Source organism: Bacteroides sp. An269 (assembly GCF_002159755.1).
In the GTDB taxonomy this organism is placed as follows: domain Bacteria; phylum Bacteroidota; class Bacteroidia; order Bacteroidales; family Bacteroidaceae; genus Phocaeicola; species Phocaeicola intestinalis.
Map to the genome: position 1 here is coordinate 14,624 of NZ_NFJG01000032.1, position 21,341 is coordinate 35,964.

13 protein-coding genes are annotated in these 21,341 nt (G+C 46.3%); 10 read left to right on the forward strand and 3 right to left on the reverse strand.

Features of this window, described 5'->3' with window-relative positions; all coding sequences use genetic code 11:
• Positions 1-6: 6 nt before the first annotated feature.
• The 6 genes from B5F71_RS08300 to B5F71_RS08320 all read left to right on the forward strand — a co-directional run bounded on the left by B5F71_RS08300 (position 7) and on the right by B5F71_RS08320 (position 13,385).
• The gene (locus B5F71_RS08300; protein ID WP_087209194.1) at positions 7-3,057 is read left to right on the forward strand and encodes a TonB-dependent receptor; all 3,051 of its coding nucleotides are present in this window, start codon (positions 7-9) and stop codon (positions 3,055-3,057) included.
• Between the two features lie 12 nt (positions 3,058-3,069).
• Entirely contained in the window at positions 3,070-4,728 is a 1,659-nt protein-coding gene (locus tag B5F71_RS08305) for a RagB/SusD family nutrient uptake outer membrane protein (protein WP_087209197.1), read from the forward strand.
• 192 nt (positions 4,729-4,920) lie between these two features.
• Entirely contained in the window at positions 4,921-6,540 is a 1,620-nt protein-coding gene (locus B5F71_RS08310; protein WP_087209201.1) for a glycoside hydrolase, read from the forward strand.
• A gap of 40 nt (positions 6,541-6,580) precedes the next feature.
• Positions 6,581-6,868: a hypothetical protein gene (locus tag B5F71_RS19815; protein ID WP_143269868.1), complete on the forward strand. Its 288-nt coding sequence runs from the start codon at positions 6,581-6,583 to the stop codon at positions 6,866-6,868.
• Positions 6,783-9,203, forward strand: a complete 2,421-nt coding sequence (locus B5F71_RS08315; RefSeq protein ID WP_087209204.1) for a glycoside hydrolase family 2 TIM barrel-domain containing protein — start codon at positions 6,783-6,785, stop codon at positions 9,201-9,203. The genes B5F71_RS19815 and B5F71_RS08315 overlap by 86 nt, the downstream gene beginning before the upstream one ends.
• Before the next feature lie 105 nt (positions 9,204-9,308).
• Positions 9,309-13,385: a hybrid sensor histidine kinase/response regulator transcription factor gene (locus tag B5F71_RS08320; protein ID WP_087209208.1), complete on the forward strand. Its 4,077-nt coding sequence runs from the start codon at positions 9,309-9,311 to the stop codon at positions 13,383-13,385.
• Between the two features lie 45 nt (positions 13,386-13,430).
• On the opposite strand, the gene amrS is transcribed toward B5F71_RS08320, so the two are convergent.
• Complete coding sequence (gene amrS / locus B5F71_RS08325) at positions 13,431-14,435, reverse strand: AmmeMemoRadiSam system radical SAM enzyme (RefSeq protein WP_087209210.1); 1,005 nt, start codon at positions 14,433-14,435, stop codon at positions 13,431-13,433.
• Between the two features lie 22 nt (positions 14,436-14,457).
• Positions 14,458-15,909, reverse strand: coding sequence for an AmmeMemoRadiSam system protein B (gene amrB / locus B5F71_RS08330; RefSeq protein WP_241148578.1), 1,452 nt, complete (start codon positions 15,907-15,909; stop codon positions 14,458-14,460).
• A gap of 342 nt (positions 15,910-16,251) precedes the next feature.
• Between amrB and B5F71_RS08335 the strand changes: the two genes are divergently transcribed.
• Both B5F71_RS08335 and B5F71_RS08340 read left to right on the forward strand, forming a co-directional pair.
• A complete protein-coding gene (locus B5F71_RS08335; RefSeq protein ID WP_022040996.1) occupies positions 16,252-16,689 on the forward strand; it encodes an Hsp20/alpha crystallin family protein in 438 nt (145 codons plus the stop codon).
• A 423-nt stretch (positions 16,690-17,112) separates the two neighbouring features.
• On the forward strand, positions 17,113-17,592 hold the full coding sequence (locus B5F71_RS08340; RefSeq protein WP_206423831.1) for a GNAT family N-acetyltransferase: 480 nt from the start codon (positions 17,113-17,115) through the stop codon (positions 17,590-17,592).
• Between the two features lie 34 nt (positions 17,593-17,626).
• Here B5F71_RS08340 and B5F71_RS08345 read toward each other — a convergent pair whose 3' ends face one another.
• Positions 17,627-18,589: a YitT family protein gene (locus B5F71_RS08345; protein WP_087209214.1), complete on the reverse strand. Its 963-nt coding sequence runs from the start codon at positions 18,587-18,589 to the stop codon at positions 17,627-17,629.
• Between the two features lie 346 nt (positions 18,590-18,935).
• On the opposite strand from B5F71_RS08345, the gene B5F71_RS08350 reads away from it, so the two are divergent.
• Together B5F71_RS08350 and B5F71_RS08355 are read left to right on the forward strand one after the other, a co-directional pair.
• Complete coding sequence (locus B5F71_RS08350; RefSeq protein ID WP_087209228.1) at positions 18,936-20,492, forward strand: ATP-binding protein; 1,557 nt, start codon at positions 18,936-18,938, stop codon at positions 20,490-20,492.
• Between the two features lie 42 nt (positions 20,493-20,534).
• Positions 20,535-21,026, forward strand: a complete 492-nt coding sequence (locus B5F71_RS08355) for a hypothetical protein (protein WP_087209217.1) — start codon at positions 20,535-20,537, stop codon at positions 21,024-21,026.
• Positions 21,027-21,341: the final 315 nt, after the last annotated feature.

A 21,341-nucleotide genomic window follows, 5' to 3' on the forward strand; every position in this document is an offset into this window, starting at 1 on the left:
TCTAATATGAGAAAACAGATATTGATAACCTGTCTGTTGCTGCTATCCGTATGCGGCTTTGCACAACAGATTACAGTGAAAGGTATCGTGACTTCGGATGCCGATAAGTTAGGCTTGATTGGAGCTACGGTGCAGGTGAAAGGTACCACTAATGGTACAATTACCGGACTAGACGGAGACTATACGGTACCCAACGTACCGAAAGATGCCATATTGGTATTCTCCTCTATCGGTTATGAAACACAGGAGATTGCCGTAAACGGACGCACTACCATCAACATTGTGATGAAAGAATCAAGCGAATTACTGGACGAAGTGGTGGTCATCGGTTACGGTGCCGTCAAGAAGAGTGACCTGACCAGTTCTATTGCTACTGTAAAGGCGGAAGACATTACCCAAACCGTTACGGGCAATGCCATGGATGCCTTGCAAGGCAAAGTAAACGGTGTGCAGATATCCAGTGGTGGTGGACCGGGAACTACTCCGAAAGTATTGATCCGTGGTGTTACCACTGTCAACGGTACCGACCCGCTTTACGTAGTGGACGGTATGCCGATTAGCGGAAATATCAACTTCCTGAACAGCAACGACATCGAATCAATGCAAGTATTGAAGGATGCTTCGGCAGCCGCCATTTACGGTACACGTGCATCGAACGGTGTAATCTTGATTACCACCAAGAAAGGAAAAGCCGGAAAAACCAGCATCAACTTCTCTGCTTCGGTTGGTTTCCAAACTATATCCAAGCCAAGTGTAGCAGGTCCTTCTGAATACAAAGAAGTATACAATACACGCTATACAAATGATGGATTAACTTCGAACTGGAACGATACAGGAGCTACGACTAATCCTGGCGGAACAGACTGGTGGGATACAGTAGTAAATAAGACTGCCTTGACTCAGAACTACTCGCTTAGTATCGCAGGAGGTACAGACAAGCTGGTATACAACTTGAGTTTGGGTTACTACCGCAACAACTCCCAGTTTGATGTAGGTTATTGGGACAAACTGAATGCCCGTTTGAACACCGAATACACCTTCAATAAATATGTAAAGGTAGGATTCGATATTGCTCCGCGTATGGAATCGTGGGACGATACACCGAACCAGTTCTCTTCTGCCATGTCAATGGACCCGACGACACCGGTATTCCGTCCCGAAGACCAATGGGAAGACAATGCGTACAACAACTACCAGCGTTCGTACAACAACCAGACTTGGAACCCTGCCGGTTCGATTGCACGTGCCAACGACCATTCTCGTGAAATGGGTGCCCTTTTGAACACCTATTTACAGATCAACCCCATTGAACAACTGACTTTACGCACACAATTCGGTGCTAACGCACACTACCGCCGCACCGACCACTTCGTGCCTCAGTTCTATATGGATGCCTTGGAACAACAGACATTAAGCGATGTATCTCGCCAATCGCAAGAATGGTTCGACTGGAACTGGACCAATACGATTACCTATAACGAGACCTTTGCTGAGAAACATAACCTGAATGTCATGGCAGGTTTTACGGCAGAACGCTATGCTTATTACAACACGCAGGCTACTCGCGACAATACACCCAACAATTTGGATCAAATGCAAGAAGTAAACGCCGGTGACCCAACTACTGCTGAAGCATTCGGATCAACCAGTTATAATACGTTGGTGTCTTTCTTGGGACGTATCATGTATAACTACGATAATCGTTACTACATCTCTGCTTCCCTTCGTTCCGATGGTTCTTCCCGTTTCCCATCGGGAAATAAATATGCACTCTTCCCAGCAGTATCCGCATCGTGGCGAATCACGAGCGAAGAGTTCATGCAAGACCAAGAAATCTTCAGCGATTTGAAACTCCGTGGAGGTTGGGGACGTGTAGGTAATCAGAACATTGATAACAATGCAACTTTAACTCTGCTCGACCAAACTCAATATGCTTACGGAGGTACTATCACCAATGGTTACTTCATTTCATCAGTGGGTAACAACAACTTGAAATGGGAAACCGTAGAAGATTGGAACGTAGGTATTGATATGTCATTGTTGAAATCCCGTTTAGGCGTTACGTTCGAATACTTCCAAAAGAAATCGAAAGACATGTTGTACCAGAAACAGAATGTCCTTGCCGTAGGTTACCCTAACTGGAACAGTACCGTATGGATGAACATCGGTAGTATGCAGGCTCGCGGTTGGGAATTAGGACTGAGCTGGCGCGACCAAATCGGCAAAGACTTCTCGTATGACATTGGTGTCAACCTGTCTGCCGTACGCAACAAAGCCATCCGCTTCTCGGGTGACGGTCCTGTAACTGCAGGTGGATTCAATAGTGACTCAATCATTCGCAATGAAGACGGCGGTCTGATTTCCCGCTTCTACGGTTATGTAGCTGACGGCTTGTTCCAAAACTGGGAAGAAGTATATGCTCATACCGATGAACACGGAACGTTGATTCAGCCCAACGCACAACCGGGCGACATCCGTTTCAAAGACTTGGACCACAACGGGACATTGGATGCCAACGACAAAACATTTATCGGTAATCCATATCCTGATCTGATGATGGGTATCAACATTGGGCTGCGCTACAAGAACATTGACTTTGCCGCTAACTTTTACGGCACATTCGGAAATGACATTTACAATACGACAAAAGGATTATATTCTGGCTCGAACGGACAAAACGTATGGGCTGGTACCCTGAACGAAGCATGGCACGGCGAAGGAACCAGCAACGACATTCCTCGTCTGTCGTATAGCGATTTGAACTTAAACTACCAGCGTGTTTCCAGCTTCTATGTAGAAGACGGTTCGTACATGCGTTGTAAACTGTTACAGATTGGTTATACCTTGCCAGAAAAATGGGTAGGCGGTTCTCAACTACGCATTTCATTCTCGGCTCAGAATCCATTTACCATCACCGGTTATTCGGGTATGGATCCCGAACGTCCGATGTTGGATGGTACGACCGACAGTTCGGGTAGTGCGATTAATACGGGTATCGACAACACTGCTTATCCGAATCCACGTACTTTCTTGTTCGGCATAGACTTTAAATTTTAATAACTGACAGACATGAAACATTTACTTAGTATATTGACATTAGGTGCCGCGCTTACCTTTACTTCGTGCGAAGACTTTCTGACCGAAGAAGTACGCGGACAACAAAACCTGGACACCTACTTCACGACAATCGATGAATGTAACGCTTATGTTACCGGGTGTTACCAAGACATCACGTGTGGTGGCTGGTGGAACATCAACACCGTATGGCTGCTCTCTGAAATGTGTAGCGATGATGCCTGGATGGGAAACACGACCCAAAGCCAAAGCGACTATATTTCATTGGCACATTATCAAGGTAATGGAGCTAGTAACGGACCTATCTCTAACTTCTGGCAATACCGTTATAAAGGTATCTTGCGTTGCAATGTAGCAATCGACCGTATCAGCCAAACTGAATTAACTGATACCGAAACACAAAATCGGTTGGTAGCAGAAGCCCGCTTCCTCCGTGCTTATTACTACTTTGAACTGGTTCGTAATTTCGGTGGCGTACCTTTAATGACCGGTTTTTTGCTGCCGGAAGAAGTGCAAGGCATCACCCGTGCTTCGGAAGAAGAAGTATATGCCTTTATTGAAGAAGACCTGCAAGCTGCAGCCGAGGTACTGCCTGAACGTAGCGAATATGCAGCGGCTGATATGGGACGCGCCACCCGTGGTGCAGCTCTTGGACTGTTAGGAAAAGTTTATTTGTATCAAGAAAAATGGCAGGAAGCACACGATGTATTACAAACAGTCATTAACAGTCGCGAATACGACTTGCTTCCGGAATTCGGTCAAGTATGGGATTTGGAATATGACAACAGTATCGAAAGCCTCTTCGAAGTACAATACGAATATCATGCGACCTTAGCATTAGGCGGTTCATTAGCAACAGTTACCGGATGCCGTAACGGACCCGGCGACGGTTGGAGCTGGTGCCAACCGACAGCCAACTTGGAACAAGCTTACATTGATGCAGGTGACACTGTCCGTTTGAAATGGACCATCATCAAGACTGGTTGTACTGAAATTGCAGGTGAAAACCAATTTGATGACTTCATTGCCAACAGCAAAGAAATGGCAAACTATGATGAATATATTGAACGTTATGGTTGGGATCCGAACTGTTACATCATCGACCCGGCGCAACACAAGTCAGCACGTATCATCCGCAAGTATTTCCTGCCATTGGAAGACCGTCCGGAAATATACAATACCGACAAGAGTCCGTTGAACCATCGTATTCTGCGCTTTGCCGATGTATTGCTGATGTATGCCGAAGCCTGCAACGAACTGGGACAAGATGGTGATGCACAAGAAGCATTGAACCGCGTACGTACCCGTGCCAAATTGCCGACTGTTACAGCTACAGGACATCAACTTCGCGATGCCATCCGCCAGGAACGCCGTCTGGAACTTGCTTTCGAACAAAACCGTCTGTATGACATCCGCCGTTGGAAAGACGATAGCGACCAACCGGTTATCGCCAGCATCTTAGGCCCGAACGGAAGCTTCGTACAATGGAACCTGAACGAAGCTACCCGTGACCGCTACGAATGGGAAAACCAGGGAGAATCCAGTGACAAGGGTATCAGTTTCGATGTAAACCGTGACCTTGTATTCCCAATTCCATTATACGAAATCACACAGTCGAACGGTTCAATCACACAGAATCCGGGCTGGAATTAATTACTGCCAGAAACAAGCCGGCAAACGGATAAAGTTCCATGATGTACCGATAACTTGCTTGCCGGCTTGTATTTCTGAACAAATAGGATAACATATTCAATAGGTTGATCTGATTATAAAAGCACAAAAAGGTGTGTCAACATAAAATTGAACACACCTTTTTTTATTAAAATTCCCCTTAATTCACAAACCATGAAACTGATAACATTACTTTTTGCTTCACTGGCAACAAGCCTGAGTGCCTGCAGTGACGATGCAGTCAACGAATCTCAACCAGAAACCCCTAACGATGAACCGACAGTCAGTGTAGACAAGAACGTCACCATCAATGCCGGACAGACCTTTCAGACCATAAAGGGATTTGCCGCTTCCGACTGCTGGACACCTGCTTTTGTAGGCAAATATTGGACAAATAACCGGAATAAGATAGCCGAATTGCTTTTTTCTTCGGAAATCGCCGACGGACAGCCCAAGGGTATCGGACTCTCGATGTGGCGTGTCAACATGGGAGGCGGAAGCATGGAACAAGGAGACGAGAGCGGTATCTCGAACGTTTCACGCCGTGCCGAATCGTATCTGAACGATGACCTGACCTTAGACTGGACCCGTTGCGAAGGACAACGCTATTTTATGGAACAGGCAAAAGAATTGGGTTGTGACCAATTCGTCTTGTTCAGCAATACCCCACCCGTGCAGTATACCAAGAACGGAAAAGGATTTTCATCGGAGGGCAACCAATCGAACCTGAAAGAAGACTGTTACGATGACTTTGCCGCTTACATGGCAGACGTAGCTGCCCACTACACCAGCGAAGGATACAATATCACCCACATATCTCCCATCAATGAACCGCAATTCAGTTGGAATGACGGCGGACAGGAAGGAAGCCCATGGACCAACGACGAAGCGGCACACTTGCTCCGTGAATTGGACAACGCATTGACCGAACGTGGTCTTTCTACTGACATCTTGCCCGGAGAAGCTGCCGAATGGACCTACCTCTATACGACCAAAGACGACCCCAACCGCAGCAAAATGATAGAAGCCTTCTTCGAGCCAAGCTCATCGGCTTACATCGGGGACCTAACCCACGTAAAAAACCTGATAGGCGGACACAGTTACTGGACAGACGGCACATGGGACGGCATGCGGAATGCCCGCGAACGCATGGCACAAACTGCCGGACAATACGGACTGGAAGTATGGCAAACCGAATGGAGTATGCTGGGAGACAACTACAGCTCTACCGAATTCGGCAGTTATGATACAGCCACAACCATGGATATTGCCCTCTATATGTCGCGCGTCATCCACAACGACCTGACCGTAGCCGGAGTGACTTCATGGAGTTATTGGACTTCGATGGATATCTCGCAATGGGGACAGAAAGACCGTTTCCTGCTTATTTCACTGATACCGAACGGATGGACCGGTGACGGAGGTGATACCGGACTGCTGCGTAACGGAGGAAGTTACCAAGCCATGCCTACCCTTTGGGTATTGGGCAACTACAGCCGCTTTATCCGTCCGGGATACCGCCGCATTGCCATGGAACTAAGCGAATCTATGAACTTCTTCGGTTCGGCATGGATATCGCCCGAAGCTGATGAGATAGTAGCCGTCTATACCAATTATTCTGACAAAGGTGTCCGGCTGAACGAAACCCGGGAAGGCTGGAACGGCGATGTAGCTTCCATTACCACTTACACTACCACACAAGACAAGAACCTGAAAGAAAAAAACTACGCAACAGATGAAAAAGTAATATTGGATGCGGAAAGTGTAACCACTGTGGTATATACATTGAAATAAAGTTTGTACCTTTAAGAAGCTGTTTTGAATTTATCGTGTGATGATTTGGGATGAGTTTTTGAGGCATTTTCGCTTCTGTGATGAAGAAGATAGCGGGCTATCTGACGAAGAACAGGAGCGAAAAGGACCAAAAAATCGCCCAAAGCACACACGAAAACGGATACATCAAGCCAAGAAAAACTTTTTGGAGAAATTCAAAACAGCTTCTAAACCTATTATTATATATAACAAAAATCCAAACGATGAGAAACAAACTTACTTATACCCTGTTATGCCTGTTGGTATGCCTGATATGCATTCCGGCAAAGGCGCAAGTATCTTTCGGTAAAGCCGAAAACTTTAATGAAGGCTGGCTGTTCAACTTGAAAGACGATTCACTCAGCCTGCAAACCGATTACGATGACAGCAAGTGGCGCAAACTTGACCTGCCGCACGACTGGTCGATAGAAGGACAAGCCTCTCCGACTCTTGCCAGCTGCACAGGCTATCTGCCGGGAGGTATCGGCTGGTACCGGAAGCATTTCCAAGTAACCGACAATGCTCCGCGGCATTACATCTACTTCGAAGGAGCATACAACCGGAGCGAAGTCTATCTGAACGGACACCTGCTGGGAAAACGCCCGAACGGATACATTTCATTTATGTATGATATGACTCCTTACTTAAAAGAAGGAGACAACGTACTGGCAGTCCGCATTGACCACAGCCGTTACGCCGACTCCCGCTGGTACACAGGCTCGGGCATTTACCGCGATGTATGGATGATTGCCGCTCCCGAAACCCATTTCGCACAATGGGGTGTAGGATGGCAAGCAACTTCCCTTACCGACAAGCGTGCGGTTATAGCCGTAAATATGGAAGTGGAGAAGCACAGCGATGTCAGCGGAAAACTGGAGGTAAAAGCAATGCTTTATGATGCAGAAGGGAAACTGGTAGCCCAACAACAGGCAAAAATAAAAGACGGGAAAAAAGGCATCTCCATACAAAATGTCAACCTGAAACTATCAAAACCGCACCGTTGGAACCTGGACGCACCTTATCTCTACACGCTAAAGACCGGACTTTATCAAAACGGAACGAAAATAGATGAAAGTGAAACCCGTGTCGGACTGCGGACCCTGCAATTCGACCCCAACAAAGGATTTGCCCTGAACGGCGAATGGATGAAAGTAAAAGGTGTCTGCCTGCATCATGATGCCGGCGTACTGGGAGCCGTAGTGCCGGAAGAAGTATGGAAACGCCGCCTGCAAAACCTGAAAGCCATCGGCGTTAACGCCATCCGCATGAGCCACAACCCACAAGCACCTGTACTCTACGACTTGTGCGACGAAATGGGATTCCTTGTCATGGATGAAGCTTCGGATGAATGGGAATTTCCGAAACGCAAATGGGTGCAAGGCTGGAATGTAGGGGAACCCAGCTTTGACGGTTCCTTTGATTTCTTTGAAGAATGGATTGAACGTGACGTAACCGATATGGTGCGCCGCGACCGCAACCATCCTTGCATCTTCTTATGGAGTATCGGCAACGAAGTGGACTACCCGAACGACCCCTATTCACACCCGATTCTTGACGGGACTACTATTAACCAACCGATGTTCGGCGGCTACAAGCCCGATGCCCCCGATGCCATGCGTATCGGTAAGATAGCCAAACGCCTGGCTGCCTGCGTACGTAAGATAGATACATCACGTCCTGTCACCGGAGCTTTGGCAGGAGTAGTCATGTCCAATCAGACGGAATATCCGGAGGCTGTAGACGTAGTAGGATACAACTATACAGAAAACCGTTACGACGAAGACCATGCCACCTATCCCGACCGTATCATCTACGGCAGCGAAACAGGCGTAGGCTTTGACGCTTGGCTTGCCGTGCGTGACAAAGAATTTATCTTCGGACAATTTATCTGGACAGGAACCGATTACTTGGGTGAAGCCGGACGCTGGCCTTCACGCGGCTTATACACCGGATTGCTGGATTTCGGCAGCTTCCCGAAACCCCGCGGACATTTCCGTGCTTCCTTGTGGTGTGAGCACCCGGTAACTTATATCGGTACCTATCCGATAAAGAAAGGACAGGACTGGCTTTCGCAAGATGCATGGGATATCTGGAATTATGAGCCGGGACAACTGATTCGTGTGGTATGCTACACCAATGCCCCGCAAGCCCGCTTGTTACTGGACGGGAAAGAAATAGGCAAGATGAAACCCTATGACGACAAGAGCGGCATTATCTATTGGGACATCCCGTATCAGGCAGGCGAACTGAAAGCGGAAGGCTGTGATACGAACGGGAATGTCCTTTCCAACTATTCCATCACTTCATCGGGACGTCCGTATGCCATCCGGGCAAGCGCAGACTGTGATACCCTTTCATCCGGCAAAACCATCGCACACATCACCGTGGAAGTGGTAGACGAGAAAGGTACGGTTGTGAAACTGGGAGATAATAACATCACCTGCCACATCGAAGGTCCTGCAAAGCTGTTGGGACTGGAAAACTCGGACAACAGCGACATGGGCGATTATACCGACAACCGCCAACGGGTGTACCACGGACGTCTGCTTGCCTATATCCAGGCAACAGGCGAAAAAGGTGAAATCCATGTCAAGTTTACATCTCCATTATTGAAAGGTACAGAAGTAACCTTGAAAGCCGAATAACTTTTTCAGTTGACAGGGTTTTTGAAGAGTAAAGAAACATCCGCTTTATCTATTCAAAGACCTTGTCAACTGCAACCTAGCCAACTGAAAAAAACATACAACCACATGAAACATTTCCTATTTATCATTTGTTTACTGAACGCTTTCAATTGCTGGTCGCAAACCTATACCATCAAACGTCTGGGACTGGAAAAAGGATTGTCCAACAATTTTGTCATCGATATTGCAGAAGACAAGAATGGTTACCTTTGGTTTGCTACAGAAGAAGGGTTGAATAAACTGGAAGGAACCACTTTCACTACATATTACAAGACAGAAAACAACGAACAAGGGATAACAGGAAATGAGCTGAATTGTCTGTTGGACGATCCAGAAGAAAACATTCTGTGGATAGGTACCCAACGAGCAGGCTTAAACGCATTCGATTACAGGAACAATACGTTCACCATCTACCGACACGATGACAACAACCCGAACAGCCTTGCTACCGATGACGTGACAGGCATCTATCCGGCAAAAGACGGAAACTTATGGATAACCACTTACTGGAAAGGCATTGATTATTTGGACAAAAAAACAGGCACATTTACTCATTACAATCGGACAACTGTACCCCAATTGCCAGGTAACCATATTTGGACTGCTACAGAAGACGGCAAAGGCAATTTATATATCGGACACAGATATGAAGGTATGAGTATCCTCTCACTCAAGACCAAACAGGTGGAAAATTTCAGACATGATGAAAACGATCCTACCTCCCTGCCCGGCAACGAAGTGAAATGTATTTATCAAGACCAAAGCGGAGATATCTGGGTAGGCACAGATAAAGGATTGGCACTGTTTAATCCCGAAGAAAAAAATTTTTTGAATTTCGGTACGTCAGGCAGCCTGCTTTCATACAATATCTTTGATATCTGCCAACTGAACGACAAACAACTATGGATAGCTACCGAATTTGGAGGTATAGCCATCATTGACTTATCACAACGCTTCTTTTCATCGGCAAAAGACCTCAACTACCGCCACATCCGTGAAGGAGACGATGAATACAGTCTCAGCAATTCAAGCGTACGCAGTATCTTTCAGGACTCTAATAACAACATTTGGGTAGGACTTTGGGGCGGAGGTGTCAACTTCCTCAACAATGACGCTACCTTATTCAATACTTATTGCTATTCGCAAGACATGCCCGGAAGCAACCTGAATGCCCGTATAGCCGGTGCAGTATGCATGGACCAGCACAACCGGTTATGGATAGGAACCGACGGAGGAGGAATCAACGTACTGGAGAATGGACGACGTACCTCCACTTATACGGTTCACAATGGAAATCTTAGTGGAAATTCCATACAGACAGCTCTTTGTGATTCGGAAGGCAATCTGTGGTTCGGACTTTTCCGCAAAGGCATCATGTATTTCGATAGCCAGAAACAGTCATTCCGCCAACTGTTTCCACAAGAACTGAGCACAACAGATGTACGTTCCTTTTTCGAAGACAGAAACGGACTGATGTGGATAAGCAGCAGTAACGGAATATATCAGATAGACCGGGTTTCTAAAAAGATTGTCCAACACATCGACATCCCTGAAAATCTGGTAAGAGATGTTATCAAAGATACTCAAGGACGCATTTGGGTAGGAACTTTTGGAGGAGGTCTCTTCCTTTATTCACAAGACTTAAAACTGATACACACTTTCGATACATACGCAGGCTTTCCATCCAATACCGTCAACGACATATATGAAGACACCCGACATAACGTATGGATTGCCACAGGTGACGGCCTGGTATGTTTTCCCCCGAAAAGCCTGGATTATCAAGAATACCAACGCACCGAAGGACTTGACAACACCCACATCCGAGCCATAACCGAAGACCATGCCGGCAACATCTGGTTCAGCACCAATAAAGGCATCTCCTGTTTCAAACAGGAAGAAAAACAATTCTATAACTACAATCACAAAGACAATATTCCCCTTGCCAGTTTCACTACCGGAAGTGTATGCAAAGACAACAAAGGAAACCTGTATTTTGGCTCTACCAACGGACTTTGTTATTTCGCTCCCGAACAAGTGTTGTCTCCCAAAGAAGCTCCCAAGGCTTTCTTCATGAAAATAACCGTCCTGACTCCGTTTCCTTTGGCCGAAAGCAATGGGCAAACCTATCCTCTCGCCAATTGTGACCACATCAAACTGGAACATAAACAAAATAGCTTTAAAATTGCTTTCAGTGTGCCTGACTATGCGCTGGAAGGACAAGTCGAATATGCCTATATGCTGAAAGGGCTCAGCGATTCATGGTATATATCCGACATGAACAACATTACATTCAGGGATGTTCCTTACGGCAAGTATGAACTGATGGTCAAAACCCGTATCCGTAACCAAAAATGGTCGGATATGATAACGACTTTATCCATCGACATCGAACCTCCTTTCTGGTTGTCGTGGATAGCCAAACTGGTATATGTCGTAATCGGACTTATCCTGTCCTTTATCCTTTTGAAAACTTACAAGCGGCGCCTTAATCTGGAATACCTGTATGAATCGGAAAAATGGAATCATGAGCAGGAACAGCATCTCAATGATGAAAGGCTGCGCTTTTTTACCAATATTACGCATGAATTACGTACGCCGCTTACGCTTATTATCGGTCCGCTGGAAGACATGATGGGAAGCCGTACGCTGGCCCGTAAGGACAGACACCGCATCGCTGTCATCCATCAAAGTGCTATCAGACTACTGGAGTTAGTCAACCAAATACTGGAATTCCGCAAGACTGAAACACAAAATAAAAAACTATGTGTATGCCGCGAAAACATAGTTGCGCTGGTATACGAAATAGGACTCAAATACAAAGAATTGAATAAAAACCCGCGGATAAACATACAGATACAGACTGAAGCCGAAGAAATGACATTGTATTTCGACAAAGAAGCCATGACCATTATCCTTGACAACCTTATCAGCAACGCGCTGAAATATACCGAAAAAGGACAAATCACAATAAGTGCGCACTGGACGGACAAACAAAACGTACGCTATCTGGAACTGAGTGTACAAGACACCGGATACGGCATAAGCCCCGAAGCGTTGCAACACATTTTCGACCGCTATTACCAGGAGGGAAGCATACATCAAGCTTCTGGGACGGGCATCGGACTGGCATTAGTGAAAAATCTCGTTGCTTTGCATGAAGGAAGCATCGAAGCCCATAGCAAGCTCAATGAAGGAACCACCTTTGTCGTACGGATTGTGGCAACCAACAATTATCCTTCGGCACTTCACCGCGACCTTACCACAGAAGAGAAAGAAACTGCAGCTCCCCAAGCTTTGCCTGTCCAAGAATCGCAAGAAACAGCAGACAGCATGCGCCCCGTCATCCTAATCGTAGAAGACAACAAAGATATCCTCGACTACATGGTCGATTCGTTTACCGACCTTTACGAGGTAAAAACAGCCACCAACGGAAAAGAAGGTGTAGAAGCAGCTATAGAATATATTCCCGACATTATTGTAAGCGACATCATGATGCCCGTCATGGACGGAACCGCACTATGTAAAGCGCTGAAAAAGGATATACGTACCAGCCACATCCCCATCATCCTGCTTACAGCTAAAGATACACTTGCTGACAAAGAGGAAGGTTATCTGTCGGGAGCCGATTCATACTTGACCAAACCGTTCAGTGCCAGCCTGCTCCACAGCCGCATCAATAACCTATTGGCTCAACGCAGGCGATTATCTGAACGCTATATTACAGCTTCAAGTCCGATTTCCCCAGAAAAAGACATCGAAGAGAAACATAGCATCCTGACTGATTCATTGAATAAGCTCGACAAAGAATTTCTCGACAATCTGACTCATGTAATTACTGAAAACCTCTCATCGACAGAAACAATCGATATCAGTTTTCTATCCAGTCACCTCTGCATGAGCAACTCTACACTATATCGCAAAGTAAAAGCATTAACCGGAATGTCTACCAATGAATTTATCCGGAAAATAAAGATGCAGCTTGCTGAAAAACTGCTGCTTGAAGGGAAATACAGCATTTCAGAAATAGCCTTTAAAGTAGGCATCAACAGTACCGTTTACTTCCGCCAGTGCTTCAAGGAAGAATATGGAATGCTGCCTTCCGAATACTTGAAAAAAGTAAAAAGCGGACAAAACGAATGACGTACACGCTGCAGACCGTAAAGATAACGCTCATGAACTGCTCCCTCAACTCCACTGCCCCGGAATACTGGTTCCGCAAAACGGGCATACGCCGACAAAACCTGCTTGTGAGACACAATACCCTTCACGTCTCACAAGCCGTTTGCCACATCTCGGACAATAAGTATTCCCCACATCTGGCAAAGAAGTATTACCGATATAGACAAAACGCAGCCCCTCCTCTTCTGCTATCTGCTTTGCAACAAGCAACGTTTCCAACGGAGTAGGCTCAAGCTGCTGCAAACGATAACGAGGGAAAAAGCGGCTGATGTGCAAAGGAGAATCCGCAAAGCCGTTCGTCACCAGCCAGCGGCACATCGCACGGAAATCCTGTTCGTTATCATTGACAGTGGGGATAAGCAGGTGTGTTATCTCTATCCACACGCCGGCATCACGCATTGCCAATAAGGTGTCCAATATCGGCTGGAGCCGGACACGGCTTACCTTCCGGTAAACCTCGTCCGAAAATGATTTCAAATCAATGTTTACGGCATCGATAAAAGGCAGAAGGTCGCGTAAAGGCGCTTCATTCACATAGCCAGCCGTTACCAGCACGTTCTTCAGTCCGGCCTCTTGGCAAGCCGAAGCACAATCGCGCACATATTCCAGATACGTAAGCGGCTCGGTATAGGTATATGCCACCGCCCTGCATCCGTACTTCTTAGCCAGGCGTACACAATCTTCGGGAAGCAAGGTCTGAGAAGGGATTTCCATCGGAGAGACCTGCGATACAGACCAGTTCTGGCAATTCAGGCACGAAAGGTTACACCCCGCCGAAGCGATAGAGAAACAAGTCGCTCCCGGCAAGAAATGAAACAAGGGTTTCTTTTCCATCGGGTCGGCGTGCATAGCGCATATACGTGCGTATGCCAACGAATATAGGTGCCCTCCCCGATTCATACGGCTCCGGCACCTCCCGCACTTAGCTTCATCTATCTTGCATCGGTGCGGGCAGAGCACACATACCACCGTCCCGTCGGGATTCGAAATATAATAAGCCGCTTCTTTCATCCGTATCGTTTTATTTTCCTTTTTATTCACCGAATACAATCGCCTCGTACACATAGAGTTCCGCATCCTTCCAGCCGTTCCAAGCCAGACCTGCCTTATCGCGTGCGCAATGCCCCAAGAATTCTTCTTTTGTCCATCCCGTTTCCCCTGCCACCTGAGGAAGGAACGTCCCCCGACGCTCTCCTTTTATGATATAGATGCCATGCCGCCCCAATTGGAACTCATCGATGGTTTGAATCTTCCGCAAAGGGGAAAGCACCGAAATCTCGATATCAATGTCTTTCATCTCGCTTTCTTCTACGGGATAGAAGCGCGGGTCTTCGAATGCGGCGGCACGTGCCATCGAAGAAACTGTCTGATACAACGGTTTATACCCTACCAGATTCCCGATACATCCGCGCAACTTTCCTCCTTTATGAAGGGTCACGAACGCACCGCAATGTTGTTGCAACACAAGACTCATTTTCGTAGAATCGTAGGGCAAATCCGTCCGTCGGGCAAGTGCATAGTCAATGCTTTTACGGGCGATTTGCAAGAGTTGCGCCTTCTCATCCTCTGCCAGCACAAATGCACCTGTTTCTTCCTTCTTTACTATCGAAAAAGCATGATAGCCTACCACCCTGTCTTTATCTCCATAAACGGCATCGCCCGAATTGCAATAAGCCAAATGGCTGACTTGCAAATCCTTGCGTCCCTCCATTAATGAAAGGAGTACGGCGATAGGGCTTTGCCCGCACGCACTGGTCAACAATTGGGGCACACCCTCGCGGGCATTCATCTCCAACGCATCCAGAAACTTCCGGAGCGAACCGCTCTCAATCGCTTCTCCCGTGGCTTTATCTACCCGGTTGGCATCCTCGTACGAAGGATAATGCGAGAAGTCACTACTGATAACGAACAGATTATCCGAAGTAAAATAAGGCTGCAATGCCTGGGCGATTCTTCTTAACTTTGCCAAGTCTTGCGTACCTATGATAATCGGTACGATGGGAGGGACATCGCGCAAATGCACTTGCAAGAGGGGCAATTGAACTTCCAGACAATGTTCACGAACGTGCGCCTCAGGCACATAGGTAAAGACTGTATCGGCACGCAGCAATGCATCGCATGCCTCCTTGTCTACTTGCACTTCGCCCAACGGTGTGGCATAACTACCGAAAGCACCGTTCACCGAAGCACCGTCGAATGCAGCCCGATGGCTGGGACCGAGCAAGAATATCCGCTTATAGGCAGCATCCGCAGGGATTGCCTTTATGGCTTTGGATGCAATCGCACCCGAATAAACATAACCGGCATGCGGAACAATCACCGCTTGCACTTCCTTATCCGGCTCTACCGAAGAAGCATCGGACATGAACGATGCTATCATCTTTCTCAATGTATCCGCCTTTGCCGGATAAAAAGCACCGGCAACCGCCGGCATACGGACACGCTTTTCACCCGAAGAACAGGCGTTTCCAATACTATGTATCATAATCAATAGGATTAAAACAAACTTTCCTTTCGTATGCATGGCATCTCTCTTTATGCCGATAAATATAGCATAAAACCGGCACTCTATCAAGTCCTACTGACTTTTTTTCTTCTTTCCTGCCAAATAGACAATCCCTTATGACAAACTTCTTCCTTCCGGCTCTCCGAAAGTTTAAAAGCAAAGGCGTTTTGTTTAAAATAGTTTTCACAAGTTTAAAAAACAAGCCATGCCGTCTGACGGCACAGAGTTTGCACATTGGTAAGTGAACTTCGGAAGCCGAAAGGCAGAGGGAGTTCAAAAAGAATTGATAAACAAAGAACTTAAAAATAGGAGATTAAGATTATGACACCGAGCAGAAGAAATTACAGTCAAGAATGGTTACCGAGTATTTTCAATGACTTTTTCGATAACGATTGGATGGTAAAGGCCAACGCAACGGCACCTGCTATCAATGTTATAGAAAGCGACAAAGATTATAAGGTTGAAGTTGCGGCTCCGGGTATGACGAAAGAGGATTTCAACATCCACTTGAGTGAAGACAACGAATTGGTCATCTCGATGGAAAAGAAAACCGAAAACAAGGAAGAGGACAAGGAAAACAAGAAGTACTTGCGCCGTGAGTTTTCTTACACGAAATTCCAGCAGGCATTGGTTCTTCCGGACGATGTGGAAAAGGATAAAATCAACGCCAACGTCAACAACGGTGTATTGACCATCGAGTTGCCGAAACGCACGCCTGAAGAAAAAGCCAAAATCAACAAAGTGATTGAAATTCATTAATAGTAACCAGTAGGCGGAAGCCGGAAACATCACACAATTAGATGTTTCCGGCTTTTTTTATTTTACCCCTACATGGGCCATTTGCGGAATTCATGCGAATCAGGAGTTAGCGGTATTTATTTTGTGCATTTTGTATATGCCACGTAGTAGAGACGATGTGCACATCGTCTCTGCACATCGTCTCTACAGAAGCGGCGCAAAAAGGTATTGGCATCTTACTCCCAGCCCGCCCAGCGGGCGATAACTACCTATAACTCCCTTTTAACTCCTGATTGGCATAATTCAATCTTTTATAGCGAAACAATATTGATTTGCGAAAAATAATGTATGCAAATATTCGCTTTTTATTTCGGATTGACTATATGGGATTGACTATATTTGTCGAAGACGGACATACAACCGACATCCTTGTAGACAAGTGTAATGAATATGGAAATAACAGAAATAAAAACCGACAAGAAACAATACCTTGAACTTCTGCTGCTGGCAGACGAACAAGAATCGATGATTGACCGCTACCTGGAAAGAGGTACAATGCATGTCATGCACCACGGAACAGATACCATAGGCATTGCCGTTGTAACAGACGAAGGAAACAAGGTATGCGAACTGAAAAACCTGGCTATTGCACCCTCTTTCCAACGGCATGGTTACGGACGGGAAATGATAAGCTATCTGTGCCGGCTCTACAGCAAGCAGTTTACAACAATGATGGTAGGAACCGGAAACAGCATACAAACGGTCTCGTTTTACAAAAGCTGTGGTTTCACCTATTCGCATACGGTACCGGACTTCTTCACGCTCCACTATGACCATCCCATCATAGAAGATGGAAAAGTACTTACAGACATGATTTATTTCAAAAAAAAATCTGGCTTTTCCCTCATCTTGAGATTTTATTAGCAGAAGTATATCATATCGTGCGTAAGCCCCGATATCACTCCGGCTCAATCTCATTGGGTGAAGGAAGTTGCTTCCAACCTTCACCGAACGTATCGTAAGCATCGGTCACTACCACGAAGGCACGCGGGTCGGCAAGCTTTATCGTGGCTTTCACGCCCGCCACTTCCTTGTAGCTCACCACAAGGAAAATCATCTCCTTCTCTTTCTTCGTGTACAAGCCGCTGCTCTTGATACATGTAGCGGTACGGTCCAAATCATTCAAGATATACTTATGCAAATCTGGCAACTTCTTCTCGCTGATAACGAATATCAGCTTGTCGTTCTTCGAACCGTTTATCATGTAAGCTATCACCCGCGATACGATGAAGATAGCTATCAACGAATACAAAGACAAATAAACGGAAGGTTCCTCGGATACTTCTCCGCTTCCCAATCCGAACCCAATCACCAACAAACCAAAGCAGACAACGATCCCGTCCACCAGCAATATCGCCCGCGAGAAACGGATGTGCATATACTTCTGAAGCATCATTGCCACAATATCGCTCCCACCCGTAGTAGCCTGATTCTTCACCACAATGCCGCTCCCGATACCTATCAGTACGGCACCCATCACGCAGGTCAGCATCAGATGGTCCGACAAGTCCATAATGCCTCCCAAAAGCTGAGACGGGTCAAGCGCATGCAAAGCTTCTTCCGTAGGATATACCAGACGCGACATGATGTTCATCAACAAAGGAGTGGTCAATGCAGCCGCAATGGTACGCGCCCCCAGCTTCGTGCCTAAAAAGATGACCGAAAGGATAAGCAACGGAATATCGAACATATACCCGAACGTACCTACCTGAACGGAAGGAAACAGGTTATGCAACACGATACTCGCCCCATACACACCTCCCGGCACAATGTTATATGGATTGATGAAAAACACAAAACCTGCCGCCAGGATGATACATCCCAGCAAAATATTCAGCCAACCGTTTATTTCTTTCTTCATATACAAACTCATTTTTATGCAGCAAATATACAAAGAAAGATTCAGATAAGCAAGTGCTCATTTCATCTTCTAAAGTCAATCAGAAGTGATTTTATAGTAAAATCTGTGTCCGTCTGTCCCCGTCTGCATTCTTTTATATTTTACGCGGTATGAAATTGTGCATTTTCTCACCACAGGACACAGAGGCTTTTAAATTTTTTCTCTGTGGTACCCTGTGACCTCTGTGGTGAGATTTTGTTCTACTATAAACCGACTTTTTCTTTGTCTGTTGAAGATTAATCGTTAACTTTGTAAACAAAATCAAACGTCCCAAGAACTTAAAAACTCAAAAACTTACAGAGCCATGATGAAGTACCCCATAGGAATACAGAGTTTTGCCGACATCCGCAAGCGCGGATTCGTTTACGTAGACAAGACGGCATTTATTTACCGAATGGCGTTGATGGGGAAATACTACTTTCTCAGCCGTCCCCGCCGGTTCGGCAAATCCTTGCTGGTCTCTACTATGGAAGCTTACTTCTTGAGACAAAAAGACTTGTTCAAAGGACTTGCCATAGAGAAACAGGAAACAGAGTGGATACAATATCCCGTGCTTCATCTGGACTTGAATGCTCGCAATTATGAGGATGAAGAATCCCTCAAAGCGGAATTGAATAAGCACCTTGTGATGTGGGAACAGGGTTATGGCATGACTACTGATAGCAACCTGGCTCCCGAAGAACGTTTCTATAACGTAATACATACTGCCTACAAACAGTCGGGTGAACAAGTGGTGGTGTTGGTGGACGAATACGACAAACCGCTTCTCAGCACCATCGACAACAAACCTTTGCACGATGCGTACCGGAAAGCCTTGAAAGCTTTCTTCTCTGTGCTCAAGTCACTGGATGCCTGCATCCGTTTCGGTTTCATCACGGGCGTGAGCAAGTTCAGCCACGTCAGCATCTTCAGCGACCTAAACAATCTGGATGACATCTCCATGGATCCCCGATACGTGGACATTTGTGGCATATCTGAAGAAGAACTGCACATTTACTTTGACGACTCCATCCGCGAACTTGCCGATGCCAACGGCATGACCTTCGAAGAGGCATGCGAGAGGTTGCGCAAGCAATACGACGGTTATCATTTCCGGCAGAACAGTGTAGGCATTTACAATCCGTTCAGCCTGCTCAACACGTTTGCGAAAAAAGAGTTCAATGACTATTGGTTCAAGACAGGCACACCCACTTTTTTGGTCAAGCTGCTGCAACAGAACGACTATGAATTGCATGATTTGAAAGGCATTTATGTGGACGGAGATGTGCTTTCTTCCGTAGACGAGGGATATGATGACCCCGTTCCCGTACTCTTCCAGAGCGGCTACCTCACCATTGCCGGTTATGACCCCGAATTAGGTTACCGTCTGGACTTCCCCAATCAGGAAGTTGAGCGGGGTTTCTTCCGTTTTCTGATGCCTTACTACACGTCACAGCAGCAATCGAGCGTCAGGGGCATTCTCAACAAGATGACTTCAGCTGTCAAACGGGGCAACCCCGATGACCTGCTGCAAACCATCCAGACCATGCTGGCAGGCAGAAGCTACATGGTGGCAGGAGCTGATAAAGAAAAGGATTTCCAAAACACCCTCTACCTGATTTTCACCATGCTGGGCTACAATGTGCAGGTAGAGCAGGCGACCAGCCAAGGCCGCATAGATATTACCATTCAGACAAAAGACTATATTTACATCATAGAACTGAAGCTTGACAAGACCGCCGAAGAAGCCCTCCGGCAAATCAAGGACAACCATTATGCCCTCCCTTTCCAGACGGACAAACGCAAGCTTTACCTGATAGGCGTAAACTTCTCATCGGAAACAAGGACGGTGGAGAAGTGGGTGACTGAAGAGCACTCACGGTGAGTTTTCGCATTTTAATAACATTGTAAACAGATTTGATAACTTATGCGTACTTTCTTACAGACAACTGCCGGCGGCACATTTATGGCGGGCGAAGCGATGACATTTGTAGTCCGTAAAGATTATGCCGAATATATATTTAAAGCAGGAAAAGGCTTTTACGGAATAGTAAACTTCCTGTTTAATGAAAAAAACGAGGTAATGCTTTTTGCGAGTTGGGGCACTTTTTTCAAGCGCATCACCAACCATGCAGACGTAAATAAGCTGTTACAGATGCTCGAAAAGCCCTGCCCACAAGTGATAGACTTAATGACTTGTAAATCCGATTACAGCCTGGTAACATTAAGCAACAACGAGATGGGTATTCGTAAGACGATTAATACATCCACCTCCCGCTCGTTGATTGAAATCATGGGTGACCCCATTGTAGTGGAAGAAGCCCGTAATTTGGTGAATTACTGTCTAAAGCTTTTCCGTGAGATCCACGACCACTGCCCTTTCCCCGGTTGGAAGCAAGGATTGAAGGAAGATTTGTAGAACAACCGTCTGAATCCCCCAACCAGGAGGTGGAGCAGGGTTTCTTCCGGTTCCTGCTGCCTTACTATACGCCACATTCCTTATGAGAGTATATGCCCGTGTCCTCTGTGTTGAATCTCATTTATGAGCAGTTACTTATAACATTACGGGACTTATCCGATTGATTCACATCATCCGGACAAGCCCCGCTTTCTTTGGGTTAACTTAGAAGCTGTTTTGAATTTCTCCAAAAAGTTTTTCTTGGCTTGATGTATCCGTTTTCGTGTGTGCTTTGGGCGATTTTTTGGCCCTTTTCGCTCCTGTTCTTCGTCAGAT

What these genes read in the sequence shown, in the direction of transcription:
- B5F71_RS08300 (WP_087209194.1), top strand. Translation starts at nt 7, where the DNA reads ATGAGAAAACAGATATTGATAACCTGTCTGTTGCTGCTATCCGTATGC.
- B5F71_RS08305 (WP_087209197.1), top strand. Translation starts at nt 3,070, where the DNA reads ATGAAACATTTACTTAGTATATTGACATTAGGTGCCGCGCTTACCTTT.
- B5F71_RS08310 (WP_087209201.1), top strand. Translation starts at nt 4,921, where the DNA reads ATGAAACTGATAACATTACTTTTTGCTTCACTGGCAACAAGCCTGAGT.
- B5F71_RS19815 (WP_143269868.1), top strand. Translation starts at nt 6,581, where the DNA reads ATGATTTGGGATGAGTTTTTGAGGCATTTTCGCTTCTGTGATGAAGAA.
- B5F71_RS08315 (WP_087209204.1), top strand. Translation starts at nt 6,783, where the DNA reads ATGAGAAACAAACTTACTTATACCCTGTTATGCCTGTTGGTATGCCTG.
- B5F71_RS08320 (WP_087209208.1), top strand. Translation starts at nt 9,309, where the DNA reads ATGAAACATTTCCTATTTATCATTTGTTTACTGAACGCTTTCAATTGC.
- amrS (WP_087209210.1), bottom strand. Translation starts at nt 14,435, where the DNA reads ATGAAAGAAGCGGCTTATTATATTTCGAATCCCGACGGGACGGTGGTA.
- amrB (WP_241148578.1), bottom strand. Translation starts at nt 15,909, where the DNA reads ATGATACATAGTATTGGAAACGCCTGTTCTTCGGGTGAAAAGCGTGTC.
- B5F71_RS08335 (WP_022040996.1), top strand. Translation starts at nt 16,252, where the DNA reads ATGACACCGAGCAGAAGAAATTACAGTCAAGAATGGTTACCGAGTATT.
- B5F71_RS08340 (WP_206423831.1), top strand. Translation starts at nt 17,113, where the DNA reads ATGAATATGGAAATAACAGAAATAAAAACCGACAAGAAACAATACCTT.
- B5F71_RS08345 (WP_087209214.1), bottom strand. Translation starts at nt 18,589, where the DNA reads ATGAAGAAAGAAATAAACGGTTGGCTGAATATTTTGCTGGGATGTATC.
- B5F71_RS08350 (WP_087209228.1), top strand. Translation starts at nt 18,936, where the DNA reads ATGAAGTACCCCATAGGAATACAGAGTTTTGCCGACATCCGCAAGCGC.
- B5F71_RS08355 (WP_087209217.1), top strand. Translation starts at nt 20,535, where the DNA reads ATGCGTACTTTCTTACAGACAACTGCCGGCGGCACATTTATGGCGGGC.